Annotated in this window: 19 protein-coding genes; 9 read left to right on the plus strand and 10 right to left on the minus strand. The window is 40.3% G+C overall.

The window, feature by feature from the left end; translation table 11 throughout:
* Positions 1-100 precede the first annotated feature (100 nt).
* Positions 101-814: a UMP kinase gene (gene pyrH, locus DPV97_RS01675; RefSeq protein ID WP_005696785.1), complete on the minus strand. Its 714-nt coding sequence runs from the start codon at positions 812-814 to the stop codon at positions 101-103.
* A gap of 125 nt (positions 815-939) precedes the next feature.
* Here pyrH and DPV97_RS01680 point away from each other — a divergent pair, with 125 nt between their 5' ends.
* Entirely contained in the window at positions 940-2499 is a 1560-nt protein-coding gene (locus tag DPV97_RS01680) for a phosphoethanolamine transferase (RefSeq protein WP_049381734.1), read from the plus strand.
* A 74-nt stretch (positions 2500-2573) separates the two neighbouring features.
* Here DPV97_RS01680 and tsf read toward each other — a convergent pair whose 3' ends face one another.
* The 4 genes from tsf to mtr form a co-directional block, all read right to left on the minus strand.
* Positions 2574-3425, minus strand: a complete 852-nt coding sequence (gene tsf / locus DPV97_RS01685; protein ID WP_070715156.1) for a translation elongation factor Ts — start codon at positions 3423-3425, stop codon at positions 2574-2576.
* A gap of 133 nt (positions 3426-3558) precedes the next feature.
* Complete coding sequence (gene rpsB, locus DPV97_RS01690) at positions 3559-4281, minus strand: 30S ribosomal protein S2 (RefSeq protein ID WP_005698638.1); 723 nt, start codon at positions 4279-4281, stop codon at positions 3559-3561.
* A gap of 169 nt (positions 4282-4450) precedes the next feature.
* Entirely contained in the window at positions 4451-5224 is a 774-nt protein-coding gene (locus DPV97_RS01695; protein ID WP_070715154.1) for a class I SAM-dependent methyltransferase, read from the minus strand.
* 65 nt (positions 5225-5289) lie between these two features.
* Positions 5290-6546: a tryptophan permease gene (gene mtr / locus DPV97_RS01700; RefSeq protein ID WP_070715152.1), complete on the minus strand. Its 1257-nt coding sequence runs from the start codon at positions 6544-6546 to the stop codon at positions 5290-5292.
* Between the two features lie 121 nt (positions 6547-6667).
* On the opposite strand from mtr, the gene DPV97_RS01705 reads away from it, so the two are divergent.
* On the plus strand, positions 6668-7447 hold the full coding sequence (locus tag DPV97_RS01705; protein ID WP_111382856.1) for a M48 family metallopeptidase: 780 nt from the start codon (positions 6668-6670) through the stop codon (positions 7445-7447).
* Positions 7448-7575: 128 nt separating this feature from the next.
* Here the strand turns inward: DPV97_RS01705 and acrB are convergent, their stop codons facing one another.
* From acrB to priA, 5 genes are all read right to left on the minus strand, one after another.
* On the minus strand, positions 7576-10680 hold the full coding sequence (acrB, locus tag DPV97_RS01710) for a multidrug efflux RND transporter permease subunit AcrB (protein WP_070715148.1): 3105 nt from the start codon (positions 10678-10680) through the stop codon (positions 7576-7578).
* Positions 10681-10693: 13 nt separating this feature from the next.
* On the minus strand, positions 10694-11899 hold the full coding sequence (acrA, locus tag DPV97_RS01715; protein WP_070715146.1) for a multidrug efflux RND transporter periplasmic adaptor subunit AcrA: 1206 nt from the start codon (positions 11897-11899) through the stop codon (positions 10694-10696).
* 30 nt (positions 11900-11929) lie between these two features.
* The gene (locus DPV97_RS01720; protein WP_111382857.1) at positions 11930-12508 is read right to left on the minus strand and encodes a TetR/AcrR family transcriptional regulator; all 579 of its coding nucleotides are present in this window, start codon (positions 12506-12508) and stop codon (positions 11930-11932) included.
* Between the two features lie 157 nt (positions 12509-12665).
* Complete coding sequence (gene ftsN / locus DPV97_RS01725) at positions 12666-13550, minus strand: cell division protein FtsN (protein ID WP_070715142.1); 885 nt, start codon at positions 13548-13550, stop codon at positions 12666-12668.
* A 93-nt stretch (positions 13551-13643) separates the two neighbouring features.
* Positions 13644-15833: a primosomal protein N' gene (gene priA, locus DPV97_RS01730; RefSeq protein WP_070715139.1), complete on the minus strand. Its 2190-nt coding sequence runs from the start codon at positions 15831-15833 to the stop codon at positions 13644-13646.
* Positions 15834-15946: 113 nt separating this feature from the next.
* On the opposite strand from priA, the gene trmB reads away from it, so the two are divergent.
* The 7 genes from trmB (at position 15947) to napH (ending at position 22524) form a co-directional block, all read left to right on the plus strand.
* Positions 15947-16693: a tRNA (guanosine(46)-N7)-methyltransferase TrmB gene (gene trmB, locus DPV97_RS01735; RefSeq protein WP_070715137.1), complete on the plus strand. Its 747-nt coding sequence runs from the start codon at positions 15947-15949 to the stop codon at positions 16691-16693.
* A gap of 51 nt (positions 16694-16744) precedes the next feature.
* A complete protein-coding gene (locus tag DPV97_RS01740; protein ID WP_005696799.1) occupies positions 16745-17086 on the plus strand; it encodes a YggL family protein in 342 nt (113 codons plus the stop codon).
* 222 nt (positions 17087-17308) lie between these two features.
* Positions 17309-17851 (plus strand): ferredoxin-type protein NapF, encoded by a 543-nt coding sequence (gene napF / locus DPV97_RS01745; RefSeq protein ID WP_070715136.1) that lies wholly within the window; start codon positions 17309-17311, stop codon positions 17849-17851.
* A complete protein-coding gene (locus tag DPV97_RS01750) occupies positions 17838-18101 on the plus strand; it encodes a chaperone NapD (protein WP_049363248.1) in 264 nt (87 codons plus the stop codon). The genes napF and DPV97_RS01750 overlap by 14 nt, the downstream gene beginning before the upstream one ends.
* A 63-nt stretch (positions 18102-18164) precedes the next feature.
* On the plus strand, positions 18165-20651 hold the full coding sequence (gene napA / locus DPV97_RS01755; RefSeq protein ID WP_070715134.1) for a nitrate reductase catalytic subunit NapA: 2487 nt from the start codon (positions 18165-18167) through the stop codon (positions 20649-20651).
* A gap of 71 nt (positions 20652-20722) precedes the next feature.
* On the plus strand, positions 20723-21628 hold the full coding sequence (gene napG, locus DPV97_RS01760; RefSeq protein WP_049363251.1) for a ferredoxin-type protein NapG: 906 nt from the start codon (positions 20723-20725) through the stop codon (positions 21626-21628).
* On the plus strand, positions 21628-22524 hold the full coding sequence (gene napH / locus DPV97_RS01765) for a quinol dehydrogenase ferredoxin subunit NapH (protein ID WP_070715133.1): 897 nt from the start codon (positions 21628-21630) through the stop codon (positions 22522-22524). The genes napG and napH overlap by 1 nt, the downstream gene beginning before the upstream one ends.
* Positions 22525-22529: the final 5 nt, after the last annotated feature.

Below are 22529 nucleotides of genomic sequence, written 5' to 3' on the forward strand. Positions count from 1 at the left end.
AGATAAAACGCAGTGATTTTACTGGATTTTTAGGGAGTTTTGAATAAATTTATTCATAAAAAAGGCGAGATTGTCTCTCGCCATTTTATTCTTTAAAAAATTAACTAATCGTTGTACCTTCTTCTGTACCGAGTACAACTTTGCGTAACGCACCTGGTTTACACATATTAAATACACGAATTGGCATACCGTGGTCACGCGCAAGTGTGAATGCGGCTAAATCCATTACTTTTAATTCTTTATCAATCACTTCTGCATAAGATAATTTATGGTATAGCTTCGCATTAGGATTTTTTGCTGGATCGCAATCATACACACCATCAACTTTAGTCGCTTTTAAAACGATATCCGCTTCAATTTCGATACCGCGTAAGCATGCCGCAGAATCTGTAGTAAAGAACGGGCTACCTGTACCGGCTGAGAAAATAACTACACGTTTTTCACGTAACATTTTAATCGCTTCAGACCAATTATAGGTATCGCAGATACCATTTAATTGGAAAGCAGACATTAATTTTGCATTCACATCTGCACGGTGAAGCGCATCACGCATCGCCAAGCCATTCATCACGGTTGCAAGCATTCCCATGTGGTCGCCCACCACGCGATTCATGCCGGCTTTAGCTAATTTTGCGCCACGGAATAAGTTACCACCGCCGAGCACAACACCAACTTCCACGCCCATTTCAATTAATTCTTTAATCTCTAACGCCATACGATCAAGGATTGAAGGATCGATACCGAAGCCCTCATCTCCTTGTAATGCTTCACCACTTAATTTCAATAAAATACGTTTGTAAATTGGTTGGCTCATTTGTCTTTTCCTTTGTCGCTTACAAAATTTGGCTTATTCTAGCAAAAGAGCGAAAAAGTTAAAAATGGAAATTGGTCAGAAAAATGCGATAAAATATCGCCGTTTTGATTTTATAGGTAAACTTTATGAAGATTTCAAAAACCTCACAAATTTTAACCACACTTTTTTCTTTGGCTTGCGCCATTGCTGCCGGTTATTTGATTTTACGAGGTTCAGGGATGTTTCCTGAGCCATCTATTAGTCTGATGTTACTCACGGCTATTTTCATTATTTTATTAAGTAGTAGCCGAAAATCTTTCTATTTTATTTTATTCCCCTTAGTTTGCTTACACGCAATTTATACGCCGACAGGCTTAAATTTTGGTGCGCCAAGCTACCAATATATTGCATCGGTTCTCGCGACGGATATGTTAGAGACCAAAGAGTTTCTCATGCAAATCCCCGTGAGTAGCTATTTAGCGGCATTGGCTATTCCACTATTAGTCTTTTTACATTACAAAAGTGCAGTCAAATTTGGCGTGAAATTTTATCGCAATAAAACATTCATTGCTCTCGCTACCCTGTTGATTGGCTACAACTTACCGATTGCTGCTCCATTAAAAGAAACAATAGATTCGAGTGTACAAATTGTTAATGAATGGCAAAAATTGAAAAAAATGTCACAAGAAAGCAACTGGGGGCAATCCACATTAGAAAATTCTAAATACCAAGACTATGTGATTATTTTGGGTGAAAGTGCGAGAAAAGATTACTTGCATGCGTATGGATACCCCGTAAATGACACACCATTTATGTCATCAGTAAATGGTACACTGATTGATGGTATGACATCTGCCGGAACCAACACTGTCGCCTCATTGCGCTTAATGTTAACGTTACCTGATAAAGAAAAATGGGAACCAAACTATGATTTAAGCTTAGTGGATCTCATTAAGTCTGCAGGTCTGAAAACCTACTGGCTGTCTAATCAAGGCTTCTTAGGTGAATATGACACGCCGGTTGCTTCGCTTGCATCAAAATCTGATGAAACCATTTTCTTGAAAAAAGGCGGGAGCTTTAATTCTACAAACTACAGCGATTTTGATTTAATCCCTAAATTTGCCCAAGTCTTAGAAGATCCAACTCAAGGTAAACGCTTTATTGTGTTACACATTTATGGTTCACATCCTCTTGCTTGCGATCGTGTTGAAGATTACCCGAAAATTTTCAATGACAATGACATTGAGAAAAAGAACGAATACTTAAATTGCTATATTACATCCATTAAGAAAACCGATGATTTTATTAAGAAAGTGTATGAAACCCTCAAAGAAAACGAGCAAAAAACACACCGCACTTTCTCGATGATTTATTTCTCTGATCATGGCTTGTGCCATCAGGAAGATGATAAACATGGTGTGACTTTATTTAACCAAAACTGTCACAGCCAATTACATCATAATATTCCGCTCTTTAAGATTTCATCTGATGATACGGCACGTAAAGAATACAAAGCCTTTAAATCTGGTTTGAATTTCTTAGAAGGCATCGCTAATTGGATAGGGATTAAAAATCCGAAGCTCACTTTGGAGGAAGATTTATTCTCTGAACAAGCTGACAAAGATGATTATGGACTGAAAAAACTGATTGAAGAAAAATATCGTAAAGATGCAGACCCTGCCATTGATATTCGTCCAAAGAAATAAAGCATCTCAAATTTAAGATAACAAAAAAGCCGATATTGAATATCGGCTTTTGTATAATATCTCAATGGAGAAAATTAAGCGTTACCGCCAGTGATTTTTGCAACTTCAGCTGCGAAATCTTCTTCTTTTTTCTCGATACCTTCACCTACTTCTAAACGGATGAAGTTAGACACTGAAGTATTTACTGATTTTAAGAAGTCGCCTACAGATACAGAAGGATCCATTACGAATGGTTGACCTGTTAATGAAACTTCACCAGTGAATTTCTTCATACGGCCTTCAACCATTTTCTCTGCGATTTCTTTTGGTTTGCCAGAGTTAACTGCAATATCAATTTGGATTTGACGCTCGTGTTCAACTACTTCTGCAGGTACATCTTCTGGGTTCACGAATTCTGGTTTAGATGCCGCTACGTGCATTGCCACTTTTTTAAGTTCATCAGCTGAACCTTCACCCGCAACTAACACACCGATTTTCGCACCGTGTAAGTATTGAGCGATAACTTGGCCCTCTAAGTAAGCAACACGACGGATGTTCATGTTCTCACCGATTTTAGCCACTAATGCAGCACGTTTTTCTTCAAATTGTGCTTGTAATGCTTCGATAGTAGTACCTTTGTTTGCTGCTGCGAAATCAGCCACTTCGTTTGCTAAACCTAAGAAGCCAGCATCTTTTGCTACGAAGTCAGTTTCACAGTTCATTTCAACTAATACACCGAAACCATTTTCTACACGAGCAAGGATAACACCTTCAGCTGCAACACGGCCTGCTTTTTTAGCTGCTTTAGCTTGACCAGATTTACGCATGTTGTCGATTGCTAACTCGATATCACCGTTTGCTTCAACTAATGCTTTTTTACATTCCATCATACCGGCACCGGTACGTTCACGAAGTTCTTTTACTAATGATGCTGTGATTTCAGCCATTTTAAAAATCCTCTGTCGAAAATGCGATTTATTGTGACCGCACTTTTAGATAAAAATATAGGGGCTAAATTTTAGCCCCTATGCCAATTAATCGTTTGATTATTAAGGGCTTCGCCTTATTGCAAAACTTAAATTATTCTGCGTCAGCTGCTAATTCTTCAGCAACTTGAGCTTCGTTACCACGACCTTCTTTAACCGCTGCTGCAGCTGCAGAAACGTAAAGTTGGATAGCACGAGTTGCATCATCGTTACCTGGGATAACGAAATCTACGCCAGCTGGAGTTGAGTTAGTATCAACGATAGCAAATACAGGAATACCTAGGTTGTTTGCTTCTTTAACTGCGATATGTTCGTGGTCTGCACCGATAACGAATAACGCATCTGGTAAGCCGCCCATATCTTTGATACCGCCAAGGCTTAATTCAAGTTTTTCCATCTCACGGGTACGCATTAACGCTTCTTTTTTGGTTAATTTGTCAAAAGTACCGTCTTGAGATTGAGTTTCTAAATCTTTTAAACGTTTAATTGATTGACGAACGGTTTTCCAGTTAGTCAACATACCACCTAACCAACGGTGGTTTACGTAATATTGTTGACAGTCTAATGCTGCAGCTTGTACTGCTTCTTGAGCCGCGCGTTTAGTACCAACGAATAATACTTTACCGTTGTTGCTAGCAATACGGGTTAATTCCGCTAAAGCTTCGTTGAATAAAGGTAAAGTTTTTTCTAAGTTGATGATATGAACACCGTTACGAGCACCAAAAATGAAAGGTTTCATTTGTGGGTTCCAGTAACGAGTTTGGTGTCCGAAGTGTACGCCCGCGTTGATCATGTCGCGCATTGAAACTTGTGCCATAATATTTTCCTTTTGTTGGGGTTGAGCCTCCACATATCAGCTAATCGACCGTTTGGCACCCCGATTAAGCCTTAATGATATGTGTGTGTTGTTAATAATTAAAAACGCTGCTTTTGAAACCCAAAAACAGCGCTGTGATTTATACCATAAAGTGCGGTCAAAAACCAGTTTATTTTGTTAAATTCATCACTTTTCTTGCTTTAATAAACAATAAAGGGGGGCGATGCCGCAAATCTTTAAATTCATCATGCCATTGTGGCTGCTCGGCTAACATTGGTTCAGCCATTTGTTCAATTTGAAAACCTGCGGCAATTAAATCATTAATAATTGTTGCTGTCGTGCGGTGATACGTTTTGAAAGGTTGTCGAAACCAATTTCGCTCTCTCAATCCTTCATCACGGTAATGATTTAAACGATAAGCGACTTGCTGTTTTTGCTCATTTTTTTCCCAGCGTTCCCCTTCTTTATGGCAAGTTGTAATCGGATGCTCTTGGGAAAAAACTAATGTGCCGTTAGGCTTAAGTTTGTTGGCAATAGAAGCTAATAAAGCGGGAAAATCTTCAATATAATGAAAAGCAAAAGAGCTGGTAATGACATCAAAATCACTTTCTGGCAATTCCGTTAATTTTTCCATCGGTAACTGATATAACGAAAAACGTCCAGAAAATTGACCGCACTTTTTTAGCTCTTTTTCAGCTTGCTCTAGCATTTTAGCTGAAAGATCTGTTCCCACTACGCTCTCCGCATTGCGTTCCAAATAGAGTTGCAAATGTCCGCCCGTTCCACAGCCTAGATCGAGTAATTTCTTCCCTTGCAAATCAGGTAACAGGGAAAGCATCGTTGGCTTTTCCACTATTTCATTGAGACTTATGGGATTAGATCGAAGTTTTTGATAAAGCGCAAAGAAGTTTTCTTTATCGTAAACACTCGTTTTGTTATTCATTTTGTTTCCTATGCAAAATTAAAAAGGGCGTATTTGATACGCCCCTACTATATTAACGTGAAAACTTATCCTGCGAAACTTGCAAACCATCCTAAGTTTGCGCCTACTTGTGCCACAATATTTAACACACCGAATAAGATCACAAAACCAATCATAAAATTACCGCCATACACTTTATAAGTCGCATTTGGAAATTTTTGGCGACTGGCTTTAGCAAGCAGTGCTGGCACGATTGCTGCCCAAATGGTTGCAGCTAATCCAGCATAACCAATGGCAATCACGAAACCATAAGGGAATTGTAAACTCAACAATAGTGGAGGTAAGAATGTTACCAATGTGGTTTTGGTTCTGCCTAATACGCTGTCATCAAATTTAAATAAATCAGCAATATAATCAAATAAACCTAACGTTACCCCTAAAAATGAAGTCGCAATAGCCATATAAGCAAAGAAATTCAGCACAACTGCAATATATTCCACTTCAATATATTTGTGTAATGCTTCTAATAATACCGATACATCGCCGCCTTTTTCAATTACAGGTGCAAATTCTGTACGTGGTAAATTACCTTGCACCGCCAGCTGCCATAAGACGTAAATCACTAAGGCTAAGCCCGTACCGATAAAGATCGATTTCATTACTCTACTACCATCACGATCGTAATATTTGACGAGGCTCGGTACATTTCCGTGGAAACCAAAAGACACCAAGCAAACTGGAAGTGCGGTCAATAAATAAGGCAAATAGCTTTGTTCACCTTCCGCAATGGTATTGAATAACACCTCTGTTTTTACAGAGCTCAATAAGCCTGCGGTAGAAAGGAAGAAAGCCACCACCATTCCAACAATCAAAATGGTTGTGAAACGATCCACTGCTTTAGTAGAAAGCCAGACGAAAGCCGCAAGAATAAAGCAGAAAATCAAAGATCCCGAAGTACGTCCAATATCGACCGCACTTTCAGCGGAACCCAAGGCTTGATTGAGCAAGTTTTGTGTAATACCGCCGCCAGAGGTGATATAGGCATAGGTTAAAATATACAACACGAAAGCAACGGAAAGACCGTTGATAATATTCCAACCTTTTCCTAACAAATCTTTCACGATGGTGTCAAAGCTTGAGCCGGTAGGATAATGTAAGTTGGCTTCTAAGATCATCAAACCTGATGTGGTCATACAAAACCAAGTGTAAACTAAAGCCAGAATAGAGCCGATAAACCATACACCAGCCGTCGAGGTTGGGTTAGCGAGCATACCTGCACCAATCGCGGTACCCGCAATAATCATGGCGCCGCCTAATAAAGAAGGAGATTTTTTTATTGTCATCGTTAAGCCCTAAAATAAAAATTTGCACTATTATAGTAGTACAAATTTAAAAGACAATCTTTTTGTATCGACAAAACGCAATAAATTCATATAATCAGCCATCTCAACAAAAGGATAATTTATGAAAAAACAACTCAAAAGTTTTGCTTTTGCTGTATTAGCAGGGGCGGTTATCACGTCTTGTGCGGATTCTGCCTCAATCAATCAAGAAGCAGCAAGCAGCTATACACAAGAAATGGGGAAAATTCGCTCACAAGGTGCGATTGATACTACATCAAGTACCGCAAGACGTATTCATCATGTCTTTAACAAAATGGTGCCTTATGCAAACCAAGAGAATGAAACTGGCTTAAAGTTTAATTGGCAAATCAATGTCATTAAATCTAAAGAGCTCAATGCTTGGGCTATGCCAGGCGGAAAAATGGCTTTCTACACAGGATTAGTGGATACTTTACAACTAAACGATAACGAAATCGCGGTTGTAATGGGTCATGAAATGGCTCATGCCTTAAAAGAGCACGGTAAAGCCAAAGCCAACTTTGGCACCATGAGTGCGATTGCAGGTGCCATTGGTGGAACAGCTCTGTCTGTTGTCGTTGGAGCCGACATGACTGATTTAGTCACACTGACTAAAGACTTTGCTTTAGATAAACCTTACTCTCGTAGCGCAGAAACTGAAGCGGATGAAGTTGGTCTTATGTTAATGGCTCGCTCAGGTTACAATCCTGAAGTTGCACCAGGTTTATGGCAAAAAATGGCAAAAGCCTCTGGTGGTTCTAAAGGGGCACTTGATGTGTTAGCTTCTACTCACCCGAGTGATGAGTCCCGTCAAGAAAACTTACAACGCTTATTACCAGAAGCAATGGAACTTTACAAAGCCGCTAAAAATAAAAATGGCTAAATAAAACAGTCAAAAAATTGACCGCACTTTCATAAATAAAAAGCGAATATCATGTTCGCTTTTTTAATCTCAAAAAGAAAACCGCACTTGAAGAATCAACGTGCGGTTTGTTTTTATAGTATTTTCAATTAATGCTGTTCGTTAATGTGACCTTCAATTGGTTTTACATTTTCATCAAACACTGGTAACGGTTTGTGTTCGCTTGCAATGTAAGAATAAATCACTGGCAACACGAACAAGGTAAACAATGTACCGATAGCCAAGCCTGCCACAATAACGATACCAATACTGAAACGAGATACCGCACCCGCACCTGTTGCATAAAGCAACGGTACAAGACCTGCAATCATCGCAGCGGTAGTCATCAAAATTGGACGTAAACGTACTTTAGCCGCTTCAGTGATCGCTTCAATACGCGTTTTACCGTGGTTTAACTGCTCTTCTTTCGCTACTTCACACATCAAAATACCGTGTTTCGTAATAAGACCAACCAGGGTAATCAAACCCACTTGTGAGTAGATATTGAGTGTCGTTCCAGCAATCCCTACAAATCCAAAGGCATTTAAGGCTAATAACGCACCACTTACAGCTAACGGCACAGAAATCATAATCACGATTGGATCGCGAATTGATTCAAACTGAATTGCCAAGACTAAGAAAATAATCACTACCGCAAGTAAGAACGTTACAGCAAGCGCATTACCTTCTTGTACTAACTGACGCGCTTCACTTTTAAAGTCATAGTTATAACCCTGTGGTAACGTATTTTTCGCATTGTCCTGTAACCATTGGATCGCATCACCAATTGAAGTACCTGGCATCGGTACAGCACTAATCACCGCAGAGTTTAACTGGCTGAAACGAGGCAATGTACTTGGTTGTGGTTCCAATGTAGCCGTCACCAAGCTGCTTAATGGAACAGAGGTACCATTTGCTGCGGTGATGTAATACTTATTAAAACTTTCCGGAGATAAACGATTGTCACGTTTTACTTGGGAAATAATTTTGTAAGCTCGACCATCAATATCCACACGTTCAATGGTTGCGGCAGATAAGAAGCTGCCTAACGTACGGCTGATTTGTTGCATTGTAATGCCATAAGTTCCTGCTTTTTCACGATCGATCTTAATACGCATTTGAGCAGTATCAAATTTAAGATCGAGATTGGTATAAACGAACTTGCTGGATTTTTGCATATCCTCTAAGAATTTACCCGCCACATTTGCTAAATCACCGTAGTCTTGTGATGTGCTGATCACAAAACCAATTGGAGGACCTTGCTCCCCTGTATTAATTTCTGGGAACGCAAAGCCTTGTACAGACACTTCAGGAATAGATTTCGCTTTTTCATTCAGCTCATTCATGATAGCTGTTTGGCTTTTTGAGCGTTCTTTCCAATCTTTTAAAGTTACAACGTTTAAAGATTGGTTAGAGCTTGGTGCCCCTGAAATCGTCATCGCAAACTGTACTTCTGGCGTATTGGTTAAAATCTCTTGATAAGGTGTCATCGCATTTTGCACATAATCCACGTTTACGTTAGACGGTGCAGAACCGATTGCCAAAAATGCGCCTTTGTCTTCCGTTGGTGTTAATTCACTTGAAAGTGATTTAAACAACACTGGTAAGGTTGCAAAAATGATTGCCGCAAACATCAACATACATTTACGGTTTACCATCGCCAAATCAAGTACATACGCATAAGCTGCATTCACTTTACTAAGGGTATGCTCTACTCGTTGTTCCAATTTACTTGGAGCCTCATTGGATTTTAGCAATTTACTGGTCATCATTGGTGAAAGCGTTAATGCTACGATACCGGAAATAAATACTGCTCCAGCAAGGGTTAAAGCAAACTCTTTAAACAACGTACCCGTAATACCGCCCATTAACGCCATTGGAGAATATACCGCAATCAAGGTAATGGTCATGGAAATAACCGGAACGGCAATTTCACGCGTACCGATAATCGCCGCACGGAATGGCGTTTCACCTAACTTAATGTGGCGGTCTACGTTTTCCAATACCACAATTGCATCATCCACCACCAAACCGATGGCTAGAACCAATGCCAGCAACGTCATCAGGTTAATAGAAAAATCAAATGATTGAAGCAACATGATTACCCCAATTAATGAAATCGGAATGGTGATAAGCGGGATTAAAATCGCGCGGAATGAACCAATAAACATGGTAATCACCACCAACACGATTATCGTTGCCTCAACAATCGTTTTGATTACTTCATTAATGGAGTTATTAATCGCAATTGTACGGTCATATAAGATGTCAGATTCAATAGCATCCGGTAGATTATTTTTAATACTGTCATATAGCGGACGTACTTTCGCAGCTACCGTTAATGGGTTTGCTGACGAGGTTGGGTTAATCGCTAATACAACAGAATCTGCGCCATTGGCTACCGCACGTGAGCTATCGCTTGATTTATTTAATTCAATATCAGCGATATCGCGTAAACGTACTAACTTATCACCGTTTGATGTCACAATTAAGTTGCTTAATTCTTCAACCGATTTTGTCGTGGTTTCTACTTTATTTTTATAGGTTACAAAATAGCCATTATCATTACCTGCTGCTGTTTGAACGTTATTCGCTGATAATGCGGACATCACTTGTGTGGCAGAAAGGTTTTGAGCCGCCATTTTTTCTGGGTCTAACCAAACACGAAGTGCGTACTCCGAAGCACCAAAGATCTGTACGCTTGCTACACCTTCTACGGTAAAGAATTGTGGTTTCACCACACGTTGAATGTAGTCAGTCACTTGGCTTGCATCAAGTTTGTTAGAACGGAAACTAATATACATAATCCCCGAACCACCGGTTGATGAAGAAATCGTTGGATCTTCAATACCACTTGGCAATTCAGAACGAACTGAGTTAACTTTAGCTAAAACATCTGCTAAGGCCGCATTCGGATCCGTATTTAATTTCATTTTTACGGTGACCGTTGACGTACTTGGGCTAGAGCTTGAAGACATGTAGTCCACATTATCCGCTTGCGCTACCGCCTCTTCAATTTTGGAAGTAACAAACGCTTGAATTAAGTTCGCATCCGCCCCTGGATATACTGTGGTCACCGTAATCACCGTCGTGGTCATTTTCGGATATTCGCGCACAGCTAATTTCGAGATTGCTTGTAATCCTAAAATGATGATTAACAAGCTAATCGAAACTGCTAAAACAGGACGACGAATAAATATATCGGTAAATTTCATTCGCTTTTCCTAATTAAAGATTCGTTTTATTCGCATTATTCGCAGGTTGTTCAGTACCTACGCCCGCTTTATCTGCAACAGACACTAATGAGCCGTTACTTAAGTTTTGCTGACCACCGGTCACAATTTTATTGCCTACTTTGACTTCATCGCCTTTTAATTGCGCATAAATACCTTGACGATCTTTCGTAAATACAGTGATTGATTTTGCACGGTACATATTCGCGGCTTTTTCTACGCCGCCTAATTTCTCAATATCTTCATCGGAAAGTGCGGTCAAAATATAAAGTGATTCGCCATACATGTTGTAGCTCACTGCCACTTGTGGCACAACGATTTGATTATGCTCAGTTGGTAAAGCAACATTTAAGCGAGTAAACATACCGGATAATAATTTTGCGCCATCTTCTGGTTCAAACGTTGCTTGAACATCGACTAAACCCGTTGAAGAATTAATTGCTGGCTCAATTGCAGTAACCTTCGCAGCAAAAGTTTCACCTTTACGCGCATCTGCCGTAGCCGTTACTTTTTGACCAATATGCAATTTATCTAATAGATTTTGCGCAATGGCAAAATCTACTTTCATGGAAGAACGATCTTCAACACGCACAATCTCAGCACCGTTTGAAACGTATTGACCGACATTTACTTTTACAATACCCGCTTTACCATCAAATGGTGCCACGATTTGGCGACGTTCAATGGTTGCTTTTAATGATTCAATATTTGCCGCTTGTGCTTCATAAGCTGCTTTTGCATTATCTAATTCTTGACGAGAAACTGCCCCACTGCCCGCAAGATTTGCATAACGTTGATAAGTTTGACGTAATGACACCACCTGAGCTTGTGCGGCTTGTAAGCTTGCACGCTCAACTGAGCTATCTAACTCAACTAACAAATCACCTTTTTTCACGCTCTGTCCATTTTGCACGAGCACTTTAGACACGGTTCCTGCACTTTGAGCGCTTAACATCGCCCCTTGGTTCGGACGAACAATACCTGTCGTTTCAATGATTGGCGTCCATTCTGAAGCCTTTACTGTCATCGCTGTTACAGGGGATGCTGTTTCTGGTTTATTTGCCAAGAAATCAGCAATGCCTTTTGCCTTCATTTGATTAAGGAAAATCATTGCTGCAAAAATTAACACAAATACGCCTAACGCTAATTTCAAAAAGAAAACGTGTGAACGCTTTGGTCTATTAGTTTGAGTTATACTCATTTGGAAAACTCCATTAAGACAATAAAATTACTACTTCTGAATTGCACGCCAAGAGCGTTCAATGACAGATTCTAACATCGCATCGGTTACTGCCGTACCGAGAAACTTGATATCTGAGGCTAAAACTATTGCCGTTTTAAGACTCAGCAAAAATAACATGTGAGGATCTAAATCAGCTAACACATTTGCGGCTTGTCCCTTGAGACAAAACTGATCCCAACACGAATGCTCCATTTCTTTGCAGGTTTCAATAAACTCTGGTAAATATCGATATTGGTTCATGTTTAACAGAATCGTTGGATTTTCTTGAAGAAAATGCCAAATATTCCACCACATTTTTCTGTATTGCTCGAAAAAAGATTGGCTTTCATCAAAACCTTCTTCAATCGCAACAACAAACTTATTGAACACTCGACGAGCAAATTGTGCTAATAACTCGTCTTTACTCTTAAAATAAAGATAAATAGTACCTGCTGCGATGCCTGTTTCCTTAGCTAACCTATGCATAGAAAGATGATGTAATCCTTCTTTTGCCATAAGACGATCTGTTGCATCAAAGATCTGCTCACTGACATCAAGCTTCGTTTTAGAGGCTTTTACTTGTCGCATAATAAAAAATTAAATTCTTAGGGTTATATATGAGAAAGGTCATTTAAGATGAATATCAAAAATGAATGAACGTTCATTTTATTGATTTTTCATTTTTTGGCAAGAGAAAAATATAAAAAAAGTGCGGTCATTTTTAACCGCACTTTTAAATTCTGAATTACATTCCAATCACAACGCAACTCGCCACTGATTTTGCTTTATCTTGTGCTGCTGTTGCTGCATCTCGACTACTAAATGGTCCCACGCGTACGCGGTTCCATTCTTCACTTGTCGCAATTTGTGCATTTACGCCAGCCATCGCTAGACGACCTTGTAAGCTTTCTGCTTGTGCACGATTTTTAAATGCTCCACATTGCAAACCAAATTTTTTGCCGCCAGCCTGTACTTGTTGTTCAGCGGGTTTCGGTTCTACTTTTTTCGGTTGCTCAGTTTTAGCAGGTTCCGTTTTTGCGGGTTCAGCTTTCACCACTTCTACTTTTTTCGGAGGTTCAGGCTTTTTAACTGGCTCTGTTTTTTTAACTGGCTCAGGCTTTTTCGCTTCTGGGTTTGCTGTTTGCTGAGCTAGCTGAGTTTGAGCTGTCTGTGCTGGTTGAGCTTGCTGTGCTTGAGCAGCAGCTTTTTCTGCATTCGCCGCTTCTTGCTCTTTACGTTGAGCTTCTAATTTTTTCGCTTCTTCTGCCGCTTTTTGCTCCTTTTCCATTTGAATCAGCACTTGACGCTGCTCTTCCGTCAAACGCATATTTTTTTCAACAGAAGAAGGATTATTATCCACCGGCACCGTACGGGTTTCTAATTCTTTAATGTAGTGCCACACTTCTTCTGGGCGATTTGGTAACACACTTTTCGGTTGCGGTTTTTCCGGCTGAACATTTGTCGTCACTACAGGTGCTGGTGTTTTACTTTTTAAGAAGTAAAGCCCTAACCCAAAACCTAATACCGCCACCAACGCAAGAACAATTAAGGTATTGCGATTAAAACTTTTCTTTGCTTTCTTTTTATTATTTTTTGAGCCGCTTCGACCGGCAAAATCTCGATGAGCCACGATAAAATCCTAAAATATTCGATAAATTAAACTTAGAGTATAAAAAACGCCTAATTCTACTGAAAAACTGTGCATTTTTCTAGGGAATTTTTGCTAACTCAAATCCAATGGATCCACGTCTAAAATTAACCGCACTTGAGAAGACTTTATCAGCTCTGGCGAATATCGACTTAATGCCGCCTGTAATTGTTTCCGAGAAGCGTGCTGTAATAGCAACTGCCAACGATATTGCCCCGCTTTTTTACTGAACGGTGCGGGAATCGGCCCCAACACTTGCAAGCCTTCTATTTTTTGTTCATAGAAGAAAGAGGCTAATTGCGACAATGCATTTTCCGCCTCTTCAGAATGACGACATTGTGCTTTAAACAACGCTTGGAAACTAAACGGAGGCAAGCCCATATTATGGCGTAGCTTCAAGGTTTCTTCTGCAAAGGCTTGATAGCCCTTTTCAAGCAAGGTAGTTAATAACGGATGATCCGGATAATGTGTCTGCAAAACCACTTCACCCTGTTTTTCAGCTCTGCCTGAGCGCCCTGCAACTTGTACATAAAGCTGCGCTAAACGTTCTTCGGCTCTGAAATCAAGGGAAAATAAGGCATTATCTACATTCACTAAAGCAACCAACGTGACATTCGGAAAATGGTGTCCTTTGGCTAACATCTGTGTGCCAATTAAAATCTGACTTTTACCTTGCTGAATATCCTCTAAATAACCTTCAAGCTTGCCTTTTCGTGCTGTGTTATCACGATCGATACGAGCAATATTATATTGCGGGAAACGTGCTTTTAGGGTTTCCTCCAGTTGTTCTGTACCTAAACCCGTTGTGACTAAATGTGTTGAACCACAATGGCCACATTGCATCGGCACTGTTTTTTGTGCGCCACAATGATGGCAGCGTAAAACGCGCTGGTGTTGGTGATAAGTATAAGGTTTTTCGCAATGATGACACTCATCAATCCAACCACATTCATGACATAACAACACAGGCGCAAATCCACGTCGATTAAGGAATAACAACACTTGGTTACCTTTTTCTAAGTGTTCTTGCATACGTTTCAATAACGGTTCGGATAAGCCGTTTTGAATTCGTTGATGTTTTAAATCAATCACAAACTGGCGAAGTGCGGTCGCATTTCCGGCTCTTTTTGATAAGACCAAATGATGATATTTGCCATTTTGTACGTTATTTACACTTTCTAAACTTGGTGTGGCAGAACCTAATAAGATAGGAATATTGAGTTTTTGTGCTAAAACAATACCTAAATCTCTCGCATGATAACGCCAACCATCTTGCTGTTTAAACGAGCCGTCATGTTCCTCATCTAAAATGATTAAGCCAAGATCTGAAAACTGGGTGAAAAGCGCCGATCTCGTGCCAATTACGATTGCACTCTGTCCTGTTCTTGCTCGCTCCCAAACATTTAAGCGCTGTGTATCATTCAAGTTGGAATGCAATACATCAATTTCTACATTAAAGCGAGCTTGGAACCGTCTCACGGTCTGAGGGGTAAGCCCAATTTCAGGAACAAGCACTAAAACCTGTTTGCCTTTCTTTAAGACTTCTTCAATGTATTGCAGGTAAATTTCAGTTTTACCTGAACCAGTCACGCCCTCTAGCAACCACACATTAAAGCCTTCTTGGAAAAGCAACTGGCTAAATGCAAGGGCTTGTTGCTTGTTTAAGGTCAATCGGTTATCAAGATTAACTAAAGGATTATCCCCTAGAGTTTGCTGCCAACTTTTTTGTTCAGTAGGCACAATAATCTCTTCCACATAATCTTTGCCTTTAAGGGCTGACCAAATTGCAGAACTGATCTCATTGTTACCTTTTTCTAGATCTTGCGTTAGCAACAAATTTAAGGCTTCAATTTGTTTTTTGGCACGTTTTAATTCGCCTGATTCTAACGCTTGTTTTCCAAGGTCCGTAATACGCCAAAAAGTGCGGTCATTTTTAACCGCACTTTCTCCATTGCGGAGTTTGACTGGCAACGCTTGAAACAACACATCGCCTAATGCAACACGATAATAATTAGCTGACCAAGACAGCCAATCCCAAGTTGTGGAATTAAAAAGTGAGCCAGCATCAAGCACATCAATAATCGGTTTTAACTTTTCTTTTGCTACATCCGAAGAGGCTGGCAAATCCACCACAATCCCTACTCGTTTTTGCGAACCAAAAGGCACCAACACTCGTCCACCAACGATTGGCGTTAAGTCTGGCGAATAGAGATAATCAAAAAATCGGGGAAGCGGTACGGATAATGCAACTCGGACAATATTCATAACAAAAAACAATTAAAAATTTTCGCTATTATACGGGAATTAGGTGGAAAAATCCCACAACCTTGCCTTTTAGTGTATAATCGCCGCCAATTTTAATTAAGCGAATAAAAATCATGACAGAAGAGCAAAAAACCTTTGCTGATCAAAAACGTAAAACCGTTGAAACGGCTGAATTTACAGGAGATGGTCGTTATAAACGTAAAGTTCGTAGCTTTGTGTTGCGGACAGGTCGCTTAAGTGATTTTCAAAAAAATATGATGAACGATCACTGGGCTGATCTTGGATTAGATTATCAAAATGCCCCTTTTGATTTTGTCGCTATTTATGGCAATACGAATCCCGTTATATTAGAAATTGGCTTCGGAATGGGGAAATCTTTAGTGGATATGGCAGAAGCAAATCCTGATAAAAATTATCTCGGTATTGAAGTGCATACACCTGGTGTGGGTGCCTGTATTGCTTATGCGGTAGAAAAAGGCGTGAAAAACCTTCGCGTGATTTGCCATGATGCCACTGAAATTTTACGTGATTGTGTGAAAGACGGCGAATTGGGCGGTTTACAGCTTTTCTTCCCAGACCCTTGGCATAAAACAAAACATCATAAACGCCGTATTGTTCAACCACACTTTGTAGAGCAAATCGTCCAAAAATTACAACCCAATGGCTTTATTCATATGGCTACGGACTGGGAGAACTATGCGGAACAAATGCTCGAAGTGCTTTCAGCTAATGAAAATTTAGTCAATACTGCCGAACAAGATTATATTCCACGTCCTGATTTCCGCCCTCTTACAAAATTTGAGGCGCGCGGTCATCGCTTAGGTCACGGTGTGTGGGATTTATACTTTAAGAAAAAATAATCATCGAGATGATGACTATACCCATTACCTTAACATAGGAGAACATTGAAAATGAAAACTCGTAATCAACGTCAACGTAAAAAACTTCACTTAGCTGAATTCCAAGAATTAGGCTTTTTAGTGAATTGGCAATTTGCTGAAGGAACCAGCATCGAAACTATCGATGAAACCGTTGATCGTTTTATTGCTGAAGTGATTCAACCAAACGGCTTAGCTTATGAAGGTAGCGGCTATTTACATTGGGAAGGCTTAGTTTGCTTAGAAAAAATTGGCAAATGTGATGAAAGCCATCGCCAATTAGTACAAAAATGGTTAGAAGAGAATAAATTGCAACAAATCGAAATCAGTGAATTATTCGATATTTGGTGGGATTACCCAACAAAAAACGCATAATATTTTAAGCACACTTCAGGGCGGATTATCCGCCCTATTTAATAATCATTTTCACTTATATTTTAACAATTTATTTACATTCCTAATTTCCTTTCAAAATATCCTTGATCTACCTCAAGAAAAGTGTATATTTCTTAAAAACTACTCCTTTTAGGTAGTTACTATTTTGTTATCGGAGCTAGATAATGCTCCCCTTGAAAATACCGAACTTTAAAGAAAAATATGGCGATTGAAAATCCTTCTCGCAGACAATTATTACGTGGGCAATTTTTACAATCGTTACATTCTGAAAACGCTAAAATTCAAGGTATCAATGCTATCCGTCCACCTTGGTCGGTAAACGAAGCAGACTTTACAGATAAATGCACTCGATGCGGTGATTGCATACTGGTATGTGAAACCCAAATTATCGTAAAAGGCGATGGTGGCTTTCCTGAAATACAATTTGACAAGGGCGAGTGCACTTTCTGTCAAAAATGTGTTTTAGTCTGTGAACAACCGATTTTTCACTCATTAGAAGAAGAGCCTTGGACACATAAAGTTGAGATTACAACGCAGTGCCTAACAGAAAATCGAGTGGAATGTCGAAGTTGCCAAGATAGCTGTCCGATGAATGCCATCCGTTTTCGATTACAGCTTGGTGGTGTTGCAAAACCCATTTTAGATTTAGAAAGTTGTAATGGTTGTGGTGCTTGTTTAAGCGTTTGCCCAACAAAAGCAATAAAAATTCTTAATTTTGAAACAAATATCGATGAGTCAATTTAGCGAAAATGAGAACTGGTATGTATGCAGCATTGTTGTGCAAGCCAGACCAGAAAAACTTAACCAAGTCAAAGAAGCCATTTTAGCGATTCCAACTGCTGAAATTCATGGCGAAAAATCTGATGAAGGCAAATTGGTGGTCACCCTTGAAAGTAACCGTCAATTAGCATTAGCGGATCTTATGGATGAAATTAAAGATATCTCAGGAGTGATTGTCGTTTCTTTAATTTCTAATTACTTAGATGAAAAATAAATAATTTAGGAATACATACTCTTTTGTATATTCTAAAAAATTCAACAACGAGTGGGGAAAACTATGGAACTTAATCGTAGAGATTTTATGAAAGCCAATGCTGCTCTTGCAGCGGCAGCGGCTGCCGGTATGACTATCCCTGTTAAACAGGTTAATGCGACCGAAGATATGGGCATCAAATGGGATAAAGCCCCATGCCGTTTTTGTGGTACAGGATGTAGCGTATTGGTAGGAACCAAAGATGGTCGAGTTGTCGCAACTCAAGGTGACCCAGATGCAGAAGTAAACCGTGGTTTAAACTGTATCAAAGGTTACTTCCTTTCTAAAATCATGTACGGTGCTGACCGTGTACAAACTCCGTTATTACGTATGAAAGATGGCAAATTCCATAAAGAAGGTGACTTTACACCGGTTTCTTGGGATCAAGCTTTCACTATCATGGCGGAAAAAATCAAAGACATCTTGAAGAAAAAAGAACCAAATGCTGTAGGGATGTTCTCTTCCGGTCAAACGACTATTTATGAAGGCTATGCAAAAGTAAAACTTTGGAAAGCTGGTCTTCGTTCAAATACTATCGACCCGAATGCTCGTCACTGTATGGCATCAGCAGCGGTTGCGTTTATGCGTACCTTTGGTATGGACGAACCTATGGGCTGCTATAACGATATCGAAAAAACCGATGCGTTTGTGCTTTGGGGTTCAAACATGGCGGAAATGCACCCAATTTTATGGTCTCGTATTTCTGACCGTCGCCTTTCTTCTGATAATGTGAAAGTTGTGGTTATGTCAACATTCGAACACCGTTCGTTTGAATTAGCTGATGTGCCTATCGTATTTAATCCACATTCAGATCTTGCAATTCTTAACTACATTGCAAACTACATTATCCAAAATGATAAAGTGAACTGGGACTTCGTTAACAAACACACCAAATTCAAACGTGGTGAAACCGATATCGGTTACGGTTTACGTCCAGAACACCCACTTGAAGTTGCAGCGAAAAATCGTAAAACTGCAGGTAAAATGTATGACTCTGACTTCGAAGAATTCAAGAAAATCGTTGCTCCTTATACATTAGATGAAGCACACCGTATTTCTGGTGTGCCGAAAGATCAGCTTGAAACCCTTGCGAAAATGTACGCTGATCCAGAACAGAACTTAGTATCTTACTGGACAATGGGCTTTAACCAACACACTCGCGGTGTGTGGGTAAACCAAATGATGTATAACGTTCACTTACTCACAGGTAAAATCTCAAAACCAGGTTGTGGACCGTTCTCTCTAACAGGTCAGCCATCAGCTTGTGGTACGGCTCGTGAAGTAGGGACTTTCGTTCACCGTTTACCAGCGGATATGGTGGTAACCAATCCAAAACACGTGGCCACTGCAGAAAAAATCTGGAAATTACCTACAGGGGTTATTCCAACTGTACCTGGTTACCCAGCTGTACAGCAAAGCCGTGCATTAAAAGATGGCAAAATGAATTTCCTATGGCAGATGTGTACCAACAATATGCAAGGTGGTCCAAATATTAATGAAGAAATTTTCCCAGGCTGGCGTAACCCTGAGAACTTTATTGTGGTTTCTGACCCATACCCTTCGGCTTCAGCGGTTTCTGCTGACTTAATTCTTCCGACTTGTATGTGGGTAGAAAAAGAAGGGGGATATGGTAATGCAGAACGCCGTACACAATTATGGCGTCAGCAAGTAAAAGGTCCTGGTGATGCTCGCTCTGACTTATGGCAGATTGTTGAGTTTTCTAAATATTTCAAAACAGATGAAGTATGGCCTGAAGAAGTTTTAGCTAAAAACCCAGAATATCGTGGTAAAACGCTTTATGAAGTGCTTTACCTTAACAATCAGGTTAATCAATATCAAATTCCAACAGACATTCCTGGCTATTTGAATGATGAAGCAGAACACTTTGGCTTCTATCTCCAAAAAGGTTTGTTTGAAGAATATGCTTCATTCGGGCGCGGACATGGACACGACTTAGCACCATTTGATACTTATCATAAAGTGCGTGGTTTACGTTGGCCAGTAGTAGATGGTAAAGAAACGCTCTGGCGTTATCGTGAAGGATTCGACCCGTATGTTAAAGCAGGTGAAGATGTTGCGTTCTACGGCTATCCTGATAAAAAAGCAATTATCTTAGGTGTACCTTATGAAGCACCTGCAGAATCACCGGATGAAGAATATCCATTATGGTTATGTACTGGTCGTGTACTTGAGCACTGGCATACCGGTACCATGACTCGTCGTGTACCAGAGTTACACCGTGCGTTCCCAAATAACTTAGTGTGGATGCACCCAGCGGATGCTAAAAAATATGGTTTACGTCATGGGGATAAAGTGAAATTAACAACTCGTCGTGGTGAAATGATTTCATATTTAGACACCCGCGGTCGAAACAAATGTCCTCCTGGTTTAATTTTTACAACATTCTTCGATGCAGGACAATTGACGAATAAATTAACCTTAGATGCAACCGACCCAATTTCTGGTGAAACCGACTACAAAAAATGTGCGGTAAGAGTGGAGAAAGCCTAAGCCAGAATAAGGTTAAGCGGGCAAAATAGCGAAATTTTTGCAAAATTTGACCGCTTACAAAGGAAAACAAGATGAAACTGGATCCAAACCGCCGTCAATTTTTGAAAAATGTGACACGAATTGCGGCAGGGGTATGTGGAGCAGGCGTTATTCTTGGATTGCAACAACAGCAAGCTAAGGCGAAAGAAGGCGTGGCTCTGCGTCCACCTGGTGCATTACCAGAAAACGAATTCTTAGCTGCTTGTACCCGTTGTGGGCAGTGTGTGCAGGCGTGTCCTTACGATATGTTGCACTTAGCTTCGCTGATTGCTCCGATGGAAGCAGGAACGCCGTATTTCGTGGCACGTGATAAGCCTTGCGAAATGTGTCCCGATATTCCTTGTATGAACGCTTGTCCGAGTGGTGCATTAAGCGAAGAGCTTAAAAATATCAACGATGCCCGTATGGGCTTGGCGGTGTTACTTGACCACGAAACCTGCCTTAACTGGCAAGGTTTGCGTTGCGATGTGTGCTACCGAGTTTGTCCACTGATTGACAAAGCGATTACGCTTGAGAATGTCCATAACGATCGCACAGGCATTCATGCCAAACTGATTCCAACCGTGCATTCTGATGCTTGCACAGGCTGCGGTAAATGTGAACAAGCGTGTGTGTTGGAAGAGGCGGCGATTAAAGTGTTGCCGATGGATCTCGCTAAAGGCTTACTCGGTCGTCATTACCGCTTAGGCTGGAAAGAGAAACAAAATGCAGGTAAATCGTTGATTGAGGCACAACATCCTGATGGACTGCGTCCGCAATTTGAGGCAAGAATGCCAGAGGGGATGAGCGAAGCAAGCTATAAACCAATGCAAGTGAAGCCAAATCAGAAAGTGGCAACGCCAAACCGAGCTTCTATGGATTATGTGCCAAGTTCAACTACGGTGCCTGAAGCTGAGCACTTCCCGAATTTGGACTTAAATATTAAGGGGGTGAAATAATGGCAATTGCACCAAAATATACCCCAAACAAACCGAAAGATGCAGGCTTAGAAGCCCGTCAAAAACTCGGTTGGTGGCATGCTTATCGCTTTTTAATTCTGCGTCGAATTAGTCAATTAAGTATTATTTTAATGTTCTTAAGTGGCCCGATTTGGCAAATTTGGATTCTAAAAGGCAATTACAGCTCAAGTATGCTTTTGGATACTGTGCCATTGACAGATCCATTGATGACCGCTGAAAGTTTATCGACAGGTTACCAACCAGAAATCACAACGATTATTGGGGCCTTGGTTATCGTCGTATTCTACGCCATCGTTGCGAGCAAAGCCTTTTGTAGTTGGGTCTGTCCAATGAACATCGTGACTGATGCCGCAGCTTGGTTACGTAGAAAATTAGGTATTCGACAATCATTAAAAATTTCACACCAACTTCGATATGTGATTTTAGCCGTGATTCTGGTCGGTAGCGCAATAACAGGCACACTCTTATGGGAATGGATAAACCCTGTTGCTGCACTTGGACGCATCTTTGTCTTTGGAACAGGTGCAACCCTTTGGTTGGTAGCAGTTATCTTCCTATTTGACCTACTCGTTGCTGAACATGGCTGGTGTGGTCACCTTTGCCCAATTGGCGCAATCTATGGTGTTATTGGTGCTAAAAGCCTAATTAAAATTAATGTAATCGATCGCGATCGCTGTGACCGTTGCATGGATTGTTATAATGTTTGCCCTGAACCGCAAGTTTTAAGACTTCCTTTACACGGTGGACCTGAAGATAGCCAAATTATACTGGCAAAAGATTGTATTACTTGTGGACGCTGTATTGACGTCTGCGCAGAAAATGTATTTGCATTTGGCTCTCGCTTTGAGAAACAAATAAAAATTAAAAATATTTAATTATT

Source organism: Haemophilus parainfluenzae (assembly GCF_003253005.1).
In the GTDB taxonomy this organism is placed as follows: domain Bacteria; phylum Pseudomonadota; class Gammaproteobacteria; order Enterobacterales; family Pasteurellaceae; genus Haemophilus_D; species Haemophilus_D parainfluenzae_M.